At 43.1% G+C, this 14523-nt stretch carries 12 protein-coding genes; 1 reads left to right on the forward strand and 11 read right to left on the reverse strand.

Features of this window, described 5'->3' with window-relative positions; translation table 11 throughout:
- Positions 1-50: 50 nt before the first annotated feature.
- Genes WC407_RS09340 through WC407_RS09350 form a run of 3 tightly spaced genes read right to left on the reverse strand, consistent with a single transcriptional unit; the run spans position 51 to position 3798 of the window.
- The gene (locus tag WC407_RS09340; RefSeq protein WP_373022357.1) at positions 51-701 is read right to left on the reverse strand and encodes an HAD family hydrolase; all 651 of its coding nucleotides are present in this window, start codon (positions 699-701) and stop codon (positions 51-53) included.
- A complete protein-coding gene (locus WC407_RS09345) occupies positions 698-2197 on the reverse strand; it encodes a peptide-binding protein (protein ID WP_373022358.1) in 1500 nt (499 codons plus the stop codon). The genes WC407_RS09340 and WC407_RS09345 overlap by 4 nt, the downstream gene beginning before the upstream one ends.
- A complete protein-coding gene (locus WC407_RS09350) occupies positions 2194-3798 on the reverse strand; it encodes a phosphoethanolamine transferase (protein ID WP_373022359.1) in 1605 nt (534 codons plus the stop codon). Before WC407_RS09350 ends, WC407_RS09345 begins: the two co-directional genes overlap by 4 nt.
- Before the next feature lie 128 nt (positions 3799-3926).
- Here WC407_RS09350 and WC407_RS09355 point away from each other — a divergent pair, with 128 nt between their 5' ends.
- Positions 3927-5840: an LTA synthase family protein gene (locus tag WC407_RS09355; protein WP_373022360.1), complete on the forward strand. Its 1914-nt coding sequence runs from the start codon at positions 3927-3929 to the stop codon at positions 5838-5840.
- Between the two features lie 255 nt (positions 5841-6095).
- On the opposite strand, the gene rpsI is transcribed toward WC407_RS09355, so the two are convergent.
- From rpsI to WC407_RS09395, 8 genes are all read right to left on the reverse strand, one after another.
- Positions 6096-6485 carry a 30S ribosomal protein S9 gene (gene rpsI, locus WC407_RS09360; RefSeq protein ID WP_373022362.1) on the reverse strand — a complete coding sequence of 130 codons (390 nt, stop codon included), beginning with the start codon at positions 6483-6485 and terminating at the stop codon, positions 6096-6098.
- A gap of 9 nt (positions 6486-6494) precedes the next feature.
- A complete protein-coding gene (rplM, locus tag WC407_RS09365) occupies positions 6495-6917 on the reverse strand; it encodes a 50S ribosomal protein L13 (RefSeq protein WP_373022363.1) in 423 nt (140 codons plus the stop codon).
- Positions 6918-6998: 81 nt separating this feature from the next.
- The gene (locus tag WC407_RS09370) at positions 6999-9701 is read right to left on the reverse strand and encodes a RecB-like helicase (protein ID WP_373022364.1); all 2703 of its coding nucleotides are present in this window, start codon (positions 9699-9701) and stop codon (positions 6999-7001) included.
- Positions 9691-12036 carry a RecB family exonuclease gene (locus WC407_RS09375; protein ID WP_373022365.1) on the reverse strand — a complete coding sequence of 782 codons (2346 nt, stop codon included), beginning with the start codon at positions 12034-12036 and terminating at the stop codon, positions 9691-9693. The genes WC407_RS09370 and WC407_RS09375 overlap by 11 nt, the downstream gene beginning before the upstream one ends.
- Positions 12037-12038: 2 nt before the next feature.
- Complete coding sequence (locus WC407_RS09380) at positions 12039-12545, reverse strand: FixH family protein (RefSeq protein ID WP_373022366.1); 507 nt, start codon at positions 12543-12545, stop codon at positions 12039-12041.
- Entirely contained in the window at positions 12538-13242 is a 705-nt protein-coding gene (locus WC407_RS09385; protein ID WP_373022367.1) for a 3-dehydroquinate dehydratase, read from the reverse strand. The genes WC407_RS09380 and WC407_RS09385 overlap by 8 nt, the downstream gene beginning before the upstream one ends.
- Positions 13243-13363: 121 nt before the next feature.
- Positions 13364-13570 carry a DUF4006 family protein gene (locus tag WC407_RS09390; RefSeq protein ID WP_373022369.1) on the reverse strand — a complete coding sequence of 69 codons (207 nt, stop codon included), beginning with the start codon at positions 13568-13570 and terminating at the stop codon, positions 13364-13366.
- Between the two features lie 10 nt (positions 13571-13580).
- Positions 13581-14510 carry a c-type cytochrome gene (locus WC407_RS09395; RefSeq protein ID WP_373022370.1) on the reverse strand — a complete coding sequence of 310 codons (930 nt, stop codon included), beginning with the start codon at positions 14508-14510 and terminating at the stop codon, positions 13581-13583.
- Positions 14511-14523 lie beyond the last annotated feature (13 nt).

Genomic DNA, 14523 nt, shown 5'->3' on the forward strand with positions numbered 1-14523 from the left:
TTAAATGTAGCTTTTCACTATTTCAGAGATCCAAAACCATAGGAAAAATGTTACTTTCGTCCCCTCTTTGCGATATATTGAACCGCTTCAAGGGCATTGGGTTTTATAATATCTGTTAATGTTCGCAATTGTTCCTCATTATCATACCCTGTAGTGACTGCTACACATTCAACCCCGGCACGCAAAGAGGCTTCAACATCCAAACGGGTATCTCCGATCATCCACACCTCTTGATCTTGGTGCCCCATCTGCGTTAATGCCTTTAAAATCGGTTCGGGGTGAGGTTTTCGGTGTTCTACATCTTCAAATCCTATCAGAACCTCAAAATAGTGCATTATTTCGAAATGTTCCATCAGTTCACGTGAATATCGCCCCGTTTTTGTCGTTACAATCCCAAGTCTAGCGAAGGAAGATGCTTCCTGTATCGCTTCAACGGCATTGGGAAGCATGAAGGTTTTTTGACGCGCTATCTCTTTATAATAAAGCTTGTAGGTGCTCACATGGATATCAACCCTATCCGCATTCACACCGACCCCCGCAAACATCACCTCAAGAGGATGCCCTATCTGCGAAGTTATCATAGACTCTGTAACCTCTAAACCCAGGGCGTGCGTTTTAAGCGAATGGTAAAAACTCTCCAATATTGCCTCTGTCGAATCGATCAATGTGCCGTCCAAATCAAATAAAATAACCGTTTTCATTGTTTTTCCCAATCAATATAATTTTCCCAAATACCATTAATAGTGGGTTTAATCCCTGTAATTTTTCGATTATACACCGTAATCTCATTGGGTATTACTAAAAATAAATAGGGGTTATCCGCTACGATTTGCCCAAAAATAGCTCTTTGGAGTGATGCAATTTTTTCAGGATCAGTCGAACCTTCCATCCGCTCGATTAGAGAGTCGGTAACGGCACTGTGATAACCGATCATATTGAATCCACCCGGAACATCGCTGTCACTGTGCCACACCATATAAGGATCGGGCGTCAATGACAACGACCATCCCAGCAATACAGCATCAAATTTTTTAGGCATAACAACGGTATTTAAAAAAGCCTGCCACTCCATGACCCGCAGCGTCACTTTAACCCCGATACGTGCCAGTTGACGTTGCATAATCTCCGCCGCGTAAGGACGTATTGCATTTGAATTGGAAGTCGCAATCTCAAACTCAAGAGGGTGCGCCGAATCATATCCCGCTGCTTTTAGAAGGGCTAACGCTTTTGGTCTATTTTGCTTCGGTGCTTTGATCTTATCATTAAACCCTTTACTCCCCAGCAAAAACGGGCCAGTACATACTTTACCGTGGTTTAAAAATAAAATATCGATCAACTCTTGACGATCAATAGCAAGCGAAAGCGCTTCACGCACCCTAGGGTCTTTAAATTTATTAAGACGCAGATTAAATCCGAGATAGGTGTAGCTATGAGAAACCGTTTCAATAACGCCGAATGATGTGTGGAAATTCCCCCCTAGTTGCCGCTCATACTGCATCGGTTCCAGTGAGTCAATATCTATTTCTCCCGATTTCAGCATCAAAAACCGTGTCATAGGATCACTGATTACATGAAAAACAATCCGTTCAATCTTTGCTTTGTGCTCAAAATAAGAGGGGTTGGCTTCCAAAATGATCTGTTTTGAAAATTCAAGTTTTTTCAGAACATAAGGGCCGGTTCCGATAGGATGAGTGTTAAAACTGCTCCCCATAATGTCTTTCTCGTTTTGAAGGATATGACGGGGAACAATCCCCATCATCCAGATTTCCAACGCTTTAAAATAAGGTTTTTTATAGGTGACTCGAAGGGTAAAATCATCCATAACGTTTACCGATTGTACCACCCTGAAATCCGAGGCATAAGGGGTGATAGTTTTGGGAGATTTGATCAGATTGTAGGTGAACAGGACATCCTGTGCAGTGAAAGGTTTCCCGTCATGCCACGTAACACCGTGACGCAGTTTGAATTCGATCACCGTAGGGGTAACATATCGATACGATTCGGCTAAATCACCGATGATTTTTTGTCCGGTTGAATCGTATTTCACCAAGGAATTAAACATAAACGCGGCGATGGATGAACTGGCAGAGTCGGTGGCGATAAGGGGGTTAAGGCGTGCCGGATTGGAAGATGCGCTCAGATGAAGGGTTGATGCGATCAGCCAAACGCTTTGGAGTAATACAAAAAAGAGTTTCATCGTGCTTTAGTATCATGCAGTATGTCTAATTCCGGTCGATACACCGTGCTGTTGACATCAAAAAGTCCCAACATCGTATGGAAAAGATAATCATGAGTATACGGCTCAGATGCGCGTTTTTTGAGGGCATCGCGATTAATTTTAAACTCTTTTCCAAACCACATGAGTGCAGGAACATGCTTTTGGGCATCCGGGGCAATCGAGTATGGGAATCCATGCAGATAAAGTCCGTTTTCCCCTAACGACTCCCCATGATCACTCAGGTAAAACATAGCCGTTTCAAATTTTCCATCGTTCCCTTTGAGCAATCCGATCACTTTAGAGAGAAAATAATCGGTGTAAAGGATTGCGTTGTCATACGCATTGGTAATTTCTGCTTGGCTGCACTGTTCAAGCTGATTGGTTTTACACACCGGCGTATATTTTTCAAATACTTTGGGGTAGCGTTTGTAATACGCAGGGCCATGATTTCCCATTTGGTGCAACACAATGACGATATCCCCTTTCGGATGTTTGTCTATGTACTCTTGTAACCCGACCAACATCCCCTCATCCCGACACTCACCCTCATCACACACCGTATTTTTTTCAGCCGTTTTGTAATCTTCATAGGCCACTCGAAGAGCTACCCCTTTGGAGTCAGAGTTGTTATCCCGCCACAAAATAGTGGCACCGGCATGGTGCAGCACATCCAATACGTTCTCGGTATGCTGCGCGATATCTTTATCATAACCTTCCCGACCGTAACAAGAGAACATACACGGTACCGAGACCGCCGTTTCGGTGCCGCTTGAGGTAAACTGCGGAAAGTTAATAATATTTTCTTTTTTGAGCAACGGCGTCGTCTCACGAGCGTAGCCGTTGAGCGAAAAATGGTCCGCACGTACCGCTTCACCTACCACCAAAATCACCAATTTTCTATGATTGTCCGTATTGGTAATATGAGCATCATTGCCAATGGTTTTTAATCCGCTCAATTCATGCGAATACGACTGGTGAATCGTTTCTCCGATCGCATAGAGATAGTTAGCCGGATTGGTATAAGAGCGGAGTGAAACATGCTCCCGAAAAAAGGAGGTGTAAAATTTACTAAATGCAAAAATCAGCAAAAGCGAAAGCCCTAAAGACAATCCAATACTTTTAATCCCATCAATAAGTGCACGGTTTAGCGTTGTCGGTTCAATCTTGGAGCGATACACCAAAATAGAAGGCAATACCCCCAAAATAATGAAATAAAGAACTTGACGGAGACTGAACAGATCCATCGATTCATGGATATCCGTTTCGAGGACGTTTTGGATCATCAGTTTATCGACAATGATGTCATAAGTCCCCATAAAATAAGCAACCAACGAAGAGAGGAGGAGAACAACAATCAAAAACGGTTTCAACAGATAACGAGAACTAAAAAGGGTAAAGAGTATCACCAAGACTGCACCCAAAACAATCCCTAAAGAGGCTATCATAGGAGCATTAGACCACGTTAGAGGATAAACTTGAAGGACGTGTTTAAAAAAAGTACCGTTTGCAAAAATGACTAAAAATAATGAGACCGCAAGTATCAACGTGCGGCTTCGTATCGTTTTATTAAAATTGAACACCCATAACTCCACTGCAAAATCTATCCGGAATGGTACCGAATATTCGTTAATTGTAAGGAATCGACCACCCGCATCTATTATCCATTCTATGTTATAACTTTATATCTACTTTTAGGAAATATCACTTCATGCGGCTACTCAAAGAATTATTGAAAATCTACCTCCTTTTTATACTCCTCTTTTTTCTGGGACGACTGGGGCTTTATCTCCTTTATTTTGATCGGTTGGGGGATATCAGTTTTGCTGAATCGCTCATTGCATTTCTCTACGGACTGAAGCTTGACACGATGAGCACCTCTATGATCCTCATTATTCCTGCCCTGCTTCTTACCTTAACGCCGCAGATGTTTTCGCGCTTTATTGCACGTATCACCACCAGTTATGTGCTGATTTTTTTACTGATAGCACTTTACGTCGAAAATGCAACCTTCCCGTTCGTTGCCCAGTACGATGTTCGCCCTAATTATCTCTTCATTGAATATCTCAAATACCCCAAAGAGGTCACCTCGATGATCCTCAAAGAGTATCCTTTGCAATTGTTTGCCGCCTTGGCCATGATGCTAGGAACTGCATGGGCATTTTTACGCTTTTCACCGCTACGACTGCAAGAAGTTATTCAAACGCCGCTTTGGCAGCGTCTCTTGCTTCTCCCCTTTATCGTGGCTCTTCTTTTCATCGGTATCCGCTCCTCTCTCGGTCATCGTCCCGCCAATATCTCCGATGCGCTGTACAGTACTAACCGCATGGCGAATGAAATTGCCAAAAACTCCCTCTACAGCATCGGTTATGCCTATTACAGCTATTCCAAAGAGTCAGACAAGCTTGTAGCGACCTATGGGAAAATGCCTCTAAATGAAGCATATACACGCGTTTCGAAAGCGCTCAATATTCCTCTCGGAGAAAAAAAATTCCCGTTTAACCGGCTCGAGGCTACCCATTTCCCGACCCAAAAACCTAAAAACTTGGTCATTTTTATCCAAGAGTCCATGGGGAGCCAATTCGTCGGATTCAGCGGCGGCAATGTCTCCATCACCCCCAATATGGAAAAACTCTCTCATGAGGGAGTAGCCTTTACCAACCTCTTCAGTAACGGAACCCGAAGTATTCGAGGACTCTCCGCCATGACATCCGGATGGCTACCCCTCACGGGCGAAGAGGTAGTCAAACGAAACAAATCCCAAAGCGATTTTTTCACCGTAGCCTCACTTCTTAAGCCGCTGGGATACAAATCCAGCTTTATTTACGGCGGCGAAGGACGGTTTGACAATATGCGCAGCTGGTACATGGGAAACGGATTTGATGAAGTGATCGAACAAAAAGATTATAAGAACCCCGGATTTGTAAGCACATGGGGGGTCAGTGATGAAGATTTAGTGATCAAAGCCAATGAAACATTCAAAGCCCATGCACAAAAAGGGGAGAAATTTGTCAGTGTCATGTTCTCTTCTTCGAATCATTCACCGTTTGAACTTCCGAACGGAAAAATAGATTTTATCCCGGGCGAACCACGACAAAGCGTAAATAACGCGGTCAAATACGCGGACTTTGCTATCGGACGTTTTTTCGATTTGGCCAAGAAAGAAGCTTATTATAAAGACACCGTTTTTGTTGTCGTTGCCGATCATAATGTCCGTGTCTACGGAGATGATTTGGTTCCGGTCAATATGTTTCATATACCGGCACTCATCATCGCCGATGGACTAAAGCCACAAAAATTTACTACCCTCGCTACTCAGCCTGAAGTACTCGCAACCGCCCTTGATCTGATCGGTGTCAATTTCACCTATCCGATCTTGGGACACTCTATTTTCAGTAATGCCAAAAAAGAGGTTTCATTGATGATGTTTAACGATATCTTTGCCCTTCGCGATCACAATAATATTGCGATTCTGCAGCCCAATAAAGAGGCTCAAAGCTTTGTATATCTCAATGAGCATCTCAAACCCTCACCACACAATAAAGAGCTTGAGAAAGACGTGTTGGCGTTTATTATCGTCCTTGATGATATGTACAATAAAAAACTTTACCGGATGAAAAACTAAAACGAGAGGGGAACTTAGTGTCCCACTCGTTTTTGGTGTGCTTCAATTACTATAGCTCTAGACCCTAAAACATCAACAACTACTGCATCAGACAACATCTACGTTCAAACAGATATCTGCCCTCTACGGATGATATAAGTGATTTGAAGTCAGTATAATTGGAAGCGTACGTAAATATTAATGACTGAAAAATAGGAATATGAGAGAGAAGAAGGATAGGTATAAAAAGTTCTCCCATAAAAGGGAGAAAAACGATTAACGTTTTGAGAATTGAGGAGAACGACGTGCTTTGCGTTTACCCGGTTTCTTACGCTCGACGATACGAGAGTCACGAGTAAGCATACCGTACGGTTTCAAAATAGCACGGAACGCAGGATCAAATACACAAAGAGCACGAGAAATACCGTGACGAAGTGCATCGGATTGACCTGAGAATCCGCCGCCTGTTGTTGAAGCAGTAATGTCCACAGATGTGTCTTGTTTTGTCAATGAAAGCGGTTGAGTAACACGCAATTTCTTTGCTTCAAGACCACCGAGCCATGCATCGAGTGAAAGACCGTTTACAGTAATTTTACCTGTACCCGGAGCAAGCCATACTTTAGCGATCGAAGATTTTCTTCTTCCGGTTGCATACGTTTTTGCCATAATTTATCCTTACTTAGCGATCTGCGCAGAGTGTGGATGTTCAGCACCTGCATAGACTTTCAATTTTTTCAACATCGCACGACCTAATTTTGTTTTAGGAAGCATACCGCGTGCCGCAAGTTTGAAAAGTTTTTCCGGGTTAGAAACCATAAGCTCTGTCAATTTTTCACTTTTAACGCTACCGAAGTAACCGCTGTGTGTATGATAGGCTTTGGTTGCCAATTTACCGGCACCGTTAACGTTGATTTTTGCCGCGTTAATAATAACAACGAAATCTCCGCAATCAATATTTGGAGTAAAATACGGTTTATCTTTTCCGCGAAGACGAGTAGCAACATCTGTCATTAAACGACCAAATGTTTTCCCTTCAGCATCGATCAAAACCCATTTACGGTCGATTTGCTCAGGTGAAGCAATTTTAGTAAATTTCATCTTGAGTCCCCTTTTAAAGTCTCTATAAATAGTGGCGAAATTATACCTTTTAAAACTTATATAACGCTTAAATTAAGTTATTTATAAGCACTCTATCCACTCTGTTTCCTCTTCGAGTAGATAGCATAAATAGCCACGCACGTCATCATTGCCGAATGCACGGAGGGCTTCCTTATACCAAAGCACTTGATTACGATGCTTCTCCTCGCCCTCACGTCCTGACTTATAATCAATAATAACCCAATGATCTTCATGCCGTACCAGCAAATCGATAATGCCGATAGAGCCATTATGACGGATCATCTGCTCTTTCATACACTCTGCACGGGTCAAGGTAGAAAATTGCTCATCCTCTATCAATCGCAAAATGCGCCGTTCAATCCGAAGCAATGCACCCGATTCCAGCATGGCTCCATAACGATTTCGCGTCGATTCAATGGCAATAACGAGAGATTCTTTATCAAAACTTCCCAACATCTCCATCGTATAATGAAGGGCTACTCCAAACTGTACCGCAGCGTAATCGTGGGTTAGCTCTTTCTCAGTAGAGAGAGATTCCTCCTGTCGTCCGTATGAAAGCCCTTGGTACTCAATGGGTTGGAGCTCTTCTCGTGCGACACATGCTTTACTCCCCTCGAGCAGTTCTCCGAGTTCTCCCTCTCTCAGTTCCAAGGGTGCGAACCATGAGTTTTTTTCTTTGGCAATCACCGCGAGTGATTTTACCGCGCGAGTCAGCGCCACATACAGAGCATTAAGCTGATCTTCCGCTTCAAGCTTTTTCTCTTTTTCCAGCCCCCTCGCATACACCTCATCGAGAAACTCACGCCCTTTTATCCGATAATGGAGTGCTTTAAGATTGGAATCGTCGTATTCATAAAGGATAGGGTCACTCTTGGCGCGTGATTGTCCCAAGCGATCTAGAACGATCACATGCTCAAATTCCAACCCCTTGGATTTATGTACCGTCATAACCCGAATTCCCTCTAAATCGCTCTGCGGCGAAGAGGCTTCCATTCGATCCACTTCAAATACCGCCTCCTCAATATCACGATAATGACGTAATGCTTCTAAAAACATCAAAGCGCTTTTATCGGCAATTTCCCATCGTGAAATAAAGCGAAGAGACATTCCGACGAGATCATCACACGACTCACGACCGATCTTCTCCGATTCTACCCCGATCAATGCCGCACAATTATGCCGATACAATGGTGCACCGAAATAACAGTAGCGCAGATATTCGATAATCGCTCTCACACTCCGCTGATGAATCAGCTTAGCCGTTGTCTCTGTGATAACCGCATACCCAAGACTCCCCAAATACTCCTCTACCGCGCTTCCGTCTTTATTGGTCGCGGTTAGAATCGCGATCTCCTCTAATACAACCCCTTTTTCGATCAAAACACCAATATGTTCCCCTAGCCCTTCCAAAAGCTCGACACACGTGTGAACTCGAACGTATCCACCCGCAAGCCTCGCAGGACTCTCCTGATGAACATACCCCCGAATCCTCTCTCCAAACGCCGTGTTGACAAAGTTAACAATGACACTGTGCGAACGGTAATTAACCCGAAGGGGTTCAACATGGACATCGAAGTGTTCCGCCACCTGGTAAAACAGGGCACTTGTCCCTCCACGAAAACGGTAAATCGATTGTTTCACATCCCCGACAAAAAAGAAGCTTCCCCCCTCATTCACCCCTTTGCCTGCTCGAATCTCCTCGATTAACGGTCGCAAAATATCAAACTGCACAACACTGGTATCTTGAAACTCATCCAGTAATAAATGTTTCAATCGAGAATCGAGCCGAAAATAGAGAAACTCACTCTCCAGTTTTTCACGTAGCAACGAATGAACCATTAGGGTAATATCATCAAAAGAGAGTTCATTGTTTTGGACAATCAAACTTTGGCGGCTTTTAATATAGAGTTTCAAGATACTTAACAGCTCTTTGAAATAGCGAGCCTCTTTTTGGCGCATTTGCCTCCTGATCGCATTTTGTATCCCGCGCAGCAATTCATCCATCTTAGGTTCATAGATTTTTTTGAAATCCCAATACTCCAGACTTGGTTTCAACAGCCATGTCTTCTCTAAAAGAGCCTCATAACTTTCAATCCGCATCGTTTTTTGGGCACGCTCGCTTAACGGCTTGCTCAATACCAATGCAGAGAGTTCATGCGCCAATTCCATGGCTTCCGCATAAGGATTTCCCTGTATTGCCTCATCGCTAAAGCGGAGCGAATCAAACTCTTTGTGTTTTGCGTACAGATTCCCCAATAAAGCGAACAAATCGCTCAACCGCTTATCACTCAACAAAGAGAGCCTGACCAATGCATCACTTTGTCCCGACACCTCAATCTCATGTAAAAAGCGCTCCAACAGTTTCACTTCATGGTGATTTTGAGTCGTTTTATACGTCGGCATAATCCCGGCGTTCAATGCAAATTTGCGCAAGATAGTTCCAAAAAAGGCATCAATAGTCGAAATTTGTACATTGGATCGTAAAAACCGTCTAAGCACATCATCACGACGCTCTACTATTTCATCCTCACTAAGACCGCTTACCACAGCTATTTGTGAGAGTTCACCCCGCTTTTCGAGTTGCTGCAAGGTCACCGTGACCCGCTCCATCATCTCATTGGCCGCTTTATTGGTAAAGGTCAATGCGGTAATGGACGACGGTTCTTCTCCCATAAATAATAAACTTAGATATCGAACGACAAGATTAAATGTTTTACCGCTGCCGGCACTCGCCTCATACGCCAAAAAGGGTTCAAATCCCACTAAAAGCCTCCCGATGGCATAAATACCCGTACACACAATAACGGCAACGGCTCACCTCTTCGCACATCTCCCAATCCCATTGCTTCGTTGCAGCCATCTCTCGCAATATTTCTCGTAAGCGATCAATTTTTACCTCCAAATACTGCTCAAACTTCAATACTCCGGTGGAAAGATCATAATATCCGCATCGATGTACATCCCCAAACTCTCTCGCTAACAAAGCATAAACACTAAGCTGATAATCGACATCACCCTCTTTGGGCTCTTTGTCAGTATCGGCGAATTTACCGCTCTTATAATCGATCACTTCAAGCGCACCTAGATAGTGGTCTATCCGATCAATCCGCCCGATCAAAGTAATCCCCTCAACCATAGCAGAGCCCTCTTTCTCGCGGTAGGCTACACGGTGCCCTTCTCTAAAGCGGACTATTTCATTTTCATAAAACGGGTTCAATTTATCCAGCCACAACCGTCTCATATAGCGCTCTAATGCATCAATATTAGCCTCATTACTCCAAATATCATTCAATCTCTGTTTGATCTGCTCAACAGTAGCATAGGAATCTTTATCGGTGTAGAGCAGTTCCAATGCACGATGAAGAGTATTCCCGATATCCCGCTCTTGACTCATATCGCGCGGCAACTCATGCGATGCGATTTTTGCTATTCTGGAAAAATAAAATTTACGCCGGCACGTTAAAAAATCTTTGAGTCCGCTCGCAGAGAGAGGATGTTTCGTAAAATCGTATTCGGTGTTAAATTCTCCGACATTTCGAGGATGCAGTGAGGGTGCCGCAAACAATACCCGTTCATAGGAATAAAGAGCCGTTTTTGCCTCTATCCCCAGTTGCAGCAAAAAGCGTGACGGCACTGATTCACTGTTTTGGACACACCCTATCGCAACCGATTTAGCTCGGTTAAAGAGCATTGAGTAATAATGTTTTTGGAGGGATTCACGATCATTCGTCGTCGGAAGCGAGGCAAATTGACGTGTTGTCGTATTTAAGAAAAGATCTTTTTGACTTTTATGGGGGACGAATCCTTCATTGAAATCAACTACTATCACCCCATCATAACTCATCCCGCGTGTCTCAAGAAGACCCATCACCGTGATTTTTCCCCCACGTACATCATCAAGGGTAGCACTTCGGAGCCGATTCATAAAAATCCGCAATACCGATTTGAAATCCATACCGCTCAAAGCATCCCCTAAATGGGAAAATCGGTGTACCTCTTCGGTTATAAGCTCCAACGCATCGCTCTTTGCTTCGCCCATCATCTCAAGCAGTTCAGCGAGGAGGGTATGATTAAAGGGGCGATAATATCTCTCCCTTAACCACGACACATAGGCAAGAGGAACTTTTTGGACACGTGCTTTGTTTTGCTCCGTTGATTCGTCCAAAAAGAGGACAATCGCTTCTAGAGATCGAAACAATGGATCGTTTTCCAGTGATGAGCCCATTGCAAAGTTAAAGTTCTCTTCCACATCAAACTCTTTTAAAAACTCCACAAACCCCTCATCCGGCAAAACAACGACAATATTTTCAGGTGCTATTCCACCCTTCACCATCAACTCGATACGTGCTTTTATAAATCCGATCTGGGATAAACGATTATAAAAGATTTCGCACTCTATTCCTCGATTGCAAAACAACGGTACACTGGATAAGATAGTTTTATCACTCAGAGATATAACGTATTCATTCCCCTCTTCCAACACGATTCCCATCTCTAAAAAACGTTCGGTCATCTTGCGATTATAGGCCGTAGTGTTATACTGAATACTTAAGGGTATGATTTCTGCACACGCTCTCAGCAGATTAATCTCACGCCGTGTCAAATACCCTTCCACCACAATACGCAGTGCATCAAAGCTTTTCAAATACGCACAGTTAAGTTGCAATGTCTCAGAAGCAAATATCGGATCGCACCATCCATTTCGGATGCATATATCACGGTATCGGCTCCGAAGATGACTGAGAATCGTTATGTGTTCTTCGTATTCACCATACACATCCGCACGCTGCAAAGCATCGATACCTACCTCTTCCGAAGCAAGCTCCTCAAAAAAACGAAAGATGTATTGAGAATTTTGTATAAAGCTAAAAAAGTTTCGTTCAATTTGCAACGTACTAAATGCGCTAAAATCGGACGCTTCATGAAGGGCAAGAAGCCGAAGATCATTATCAGGGAGAAGAAGAGAAGGGGCGAGCGTAATACGACCTAAGAAGTCACCCATCGTTATCATATGGGGAATTATGCCCGATTCAAAACTAAAAAGAGCATGACGGATACACCGCGCCGTTGGAAAAACGACGCATTCACCCTTAGGCATGCTTAAAACTCGATAGTATTAGGATTTCGTGTATCCGCTTTGAGATTGTAATAGCGTTGATCCGTTCCGACACTCACTTTTGCCAAAATATCCCATCGTCCAATTTTAGGAAGATCCACGGCACTAAAGGTATATGTTCCCTTATCAATCGTAGGGGAGCTAAGGTTTATATCAAGTTTAGTCGTATTTGGACGGGTTAAAACGACATTGACTTTAGCATCATTCACCGCATTGCCCGATTTGTCGGCAACTTGATACGTGATGACCGTCCCCTTTTCGGTAATTTGCGGTGTTAAAAATGTAATAGTGTATTTTTTGTCGAATTCAATCTTAGCATTAATAATATCATTGACTCCATCGTCGTATTCATGATAATTTTGCATCCCGTAATCCGACATTTCAACCGGATTATTAATAGCCATTTTTACGGTTATAACCGAAAAACCAATTACTGCTAAAATAGACAATGCAATAATAATCGGCCATTTACGACCTGCATTTTTACTCATTTGAAGACCCTTTTTTACGAAAAAATCTACCGCGCACATAAATAAAAAGTGCGTAAATAATAATACCGTAAAAAACAACACGCAAAATATCAATGAAATTTTTACTTCCGCTACCGGCAGATGAGCTTAAGGTTACCCCTTGATACTCTGCAATTTGTTCTGCAACATCCGTGTAACCGTTAAACATCGCAACGGAATATTTTGAAACGGTTTCGTTTCCTTTTGTTTTTTCTCCCAATATAGGCAATATCGTCCCACCACGGTTTACGATAAGCTCTTTGGCTTCATCGAAACTGCGTGCGAACATAATAGAGCTCATTACCGCTCCCATAAAGGTAGCATTAGGACTTAACACTTGAGATTTATTAAAATGTTTGTATAAAGTCGTCGGGCGTGCGAGAATATCGACTTGCTGTTTTAACTCAATAAACGTCATAACGACTGCAGGTTGATCAAGTTGAGCGGTGATATTTTTTTCAAAATCGGCAATTGTTTGATTATTGTCCAAATCACGAACCATGACCAAATAAAGAGATACTCCGGTTTTTGCCTTCAGCTCGGCACCGATAGCATTAATTTGTTCTGCAAATTTCGGGTTATGGACAACTTCGTCTTTATACAAAAATTCAGCATGCGCAGGAATAGTGAAGAGTGATACAATGAGGGTGAGGGCCGCTAGCCCTCGCGAGAGACGCAAACGCTTCCCTTACCCGACGTATAGGTGATTTGGTGTTAATACCGCCCACAACGTTACCGCTGCAGAAACCACCAAAGCTACTGTAATGAGTTTATCCATGATACTTGCCATCTAAAACCCCTTATTTTACATCAACACGATGAGCAGCGTTATCCGTGCTAATCATTTTGATCTCTTTTTCATTTACAATTTGGTAAAAATTAGCCGCACTACCTTGTTGTACACCCAATCCCCACACGGTTAAACCGGCAAGGATAGAGAGAAGCAACACAGTCGCGATCAACATACCAGTAATTCCGTCCAATGCAAAAATACTGCGATTTTCCATCTGGCTCTCCTTATTTACTGAGGTCGGTGACATAAGCACCAAGCGCTTTAACTTGAACTTCTGTCAAGTTGTTGAATGCCGGCATTGTACCGATTGCACCTTTTTTACCGTGACTTAGAATATTTGCAACCAAAGTAGGGTTAAAGACAGCGATACTTGGAGCAACCATCTCCATACCTTTACCGTCAGGTCCGTGACATGCAGCACACGTACCAGCAAATACATCCGCACCTTCGGTACCTTTGAGTCCGCCTGCAACGTATTTAGCAACTGCATCAATTTCAGCGTCTGTAATAAGAGCACCGGTATTTGCATTCATTAAACCGTTACGATCAGGCATTGGAACACCTGTACCTAATATATTGTTGTTTCCACCGTTCATAATAACATGTTTTACTGATTTCTCAGCGATACGGTGATGTAAATTGGCAGCTTTGCCGTCGATACCGTCGGCTTGCAAACCATGACACGGCGCACATTGTACAATAAAGATAGATCCGCCCATCTCTTTAAGAGTTGACTCATCCATGTTTTTGTATTGCTCTTCGAACTTAGCATCATGTTCAGCTACCGCTTCATTGTACTCACCGATTTGTGAATACGCATTAACCGGATATCCCGCAAGGAAATACCAGATCGCCCAAATGGTTAGACCAAGGAAAATAACCGCCCATCCAAAAGGAAGTTCGTTTTTATATTCTCCGATCCCATCCCAGTTCTCATCAGCAAGTTTACCGCTAGCGCGGTCATACTGCATTTGACGAACATATTTAGTAACAACAAATGCTGTTACAATAACCAGGACCACTGCACCTAAAACGGCGAGTTTATTAACCCAGTCATGCTCACCGCCCATACCACCGGCAGAGCCGACAGCAAGGTAAGTAAAGCCAAGCATTGCAATTACAACTATAATAGCAGCAAGTACTGTCTTGTTCATTTATCCCTCCTAC

It is taken from the genome of Sulfuricurvum sp. (assembly GCF_041651515.1).
GTDB lineage: Bacteria > Campylobacterota > Campylobacteria > Campylobacterales > Sulfurimonadaceae > Sulfuricurvum.

Bases quoted from the DNA above. Each gene is read 5' to 3' on its own strand.
- WC407_RS09340 (WP_373022357.1), bottom strand. From the start codon at position 701: ATGAAAACGGTTATTTTATTTGATTTGGACGGCACATTGATCGATTCG.
- WC407_RS09345 (WP_373022358.1), bottom strand. From the start codon at position 2,197: ATGAAACTCTTTTTTGTATTACTCCAAAGCGTTTGGCTGATCGCATCA.
- WC407_RS09355 (WP_373022360.1), top strand. From the start codon at position 3,927: ATGCGGCTACTCAAAGAATTATTGAAAATCTACCTCCTTTTTATACTC.
- rpsI (WP_373022362.1), bottom strand. From the start codon at position 6,485: ATGGCAAAAACGTATGCAACCGGAAGAAGAAAATCTTCGATCGCTAAA.
- rplM (WP_373022363.1), bottom strand. From the start codon at position 6,917: ATGAAATTTACTAAAATTGCTTCACCTGAGCAAATCGACCGTAAATGG.
- WC407_RS09375 (WP_373022365.1), bottom strand. From the start codon at position 12,036: ATGCCTAAGGGTGAATGCGTCGTTTTTCCAACGGCGCGGTGTATCCGT.
- WC407_RS09380 (WP_373022366.1), bottom strand. From the start codon at position 12,545: ATGAGTAAAAATGCAGGTCGTAAATGGCCGATTATTATTGCATTGTCT.
- WC407_RS09390 (WP_373022369.1), bottom strand. From the start codon at position 13,570: ATGGAAAATCGCAGTATTTTTGCATTGGACGGAATTACTGGTATGTTG.
- WC407_RS09395 (WP_373022370.1), bottom strand. From the start codon at position 14,510: ATGAACAAGACAGTACTTGCTGCTATTATAGTTGTAATTGCAATGCTT.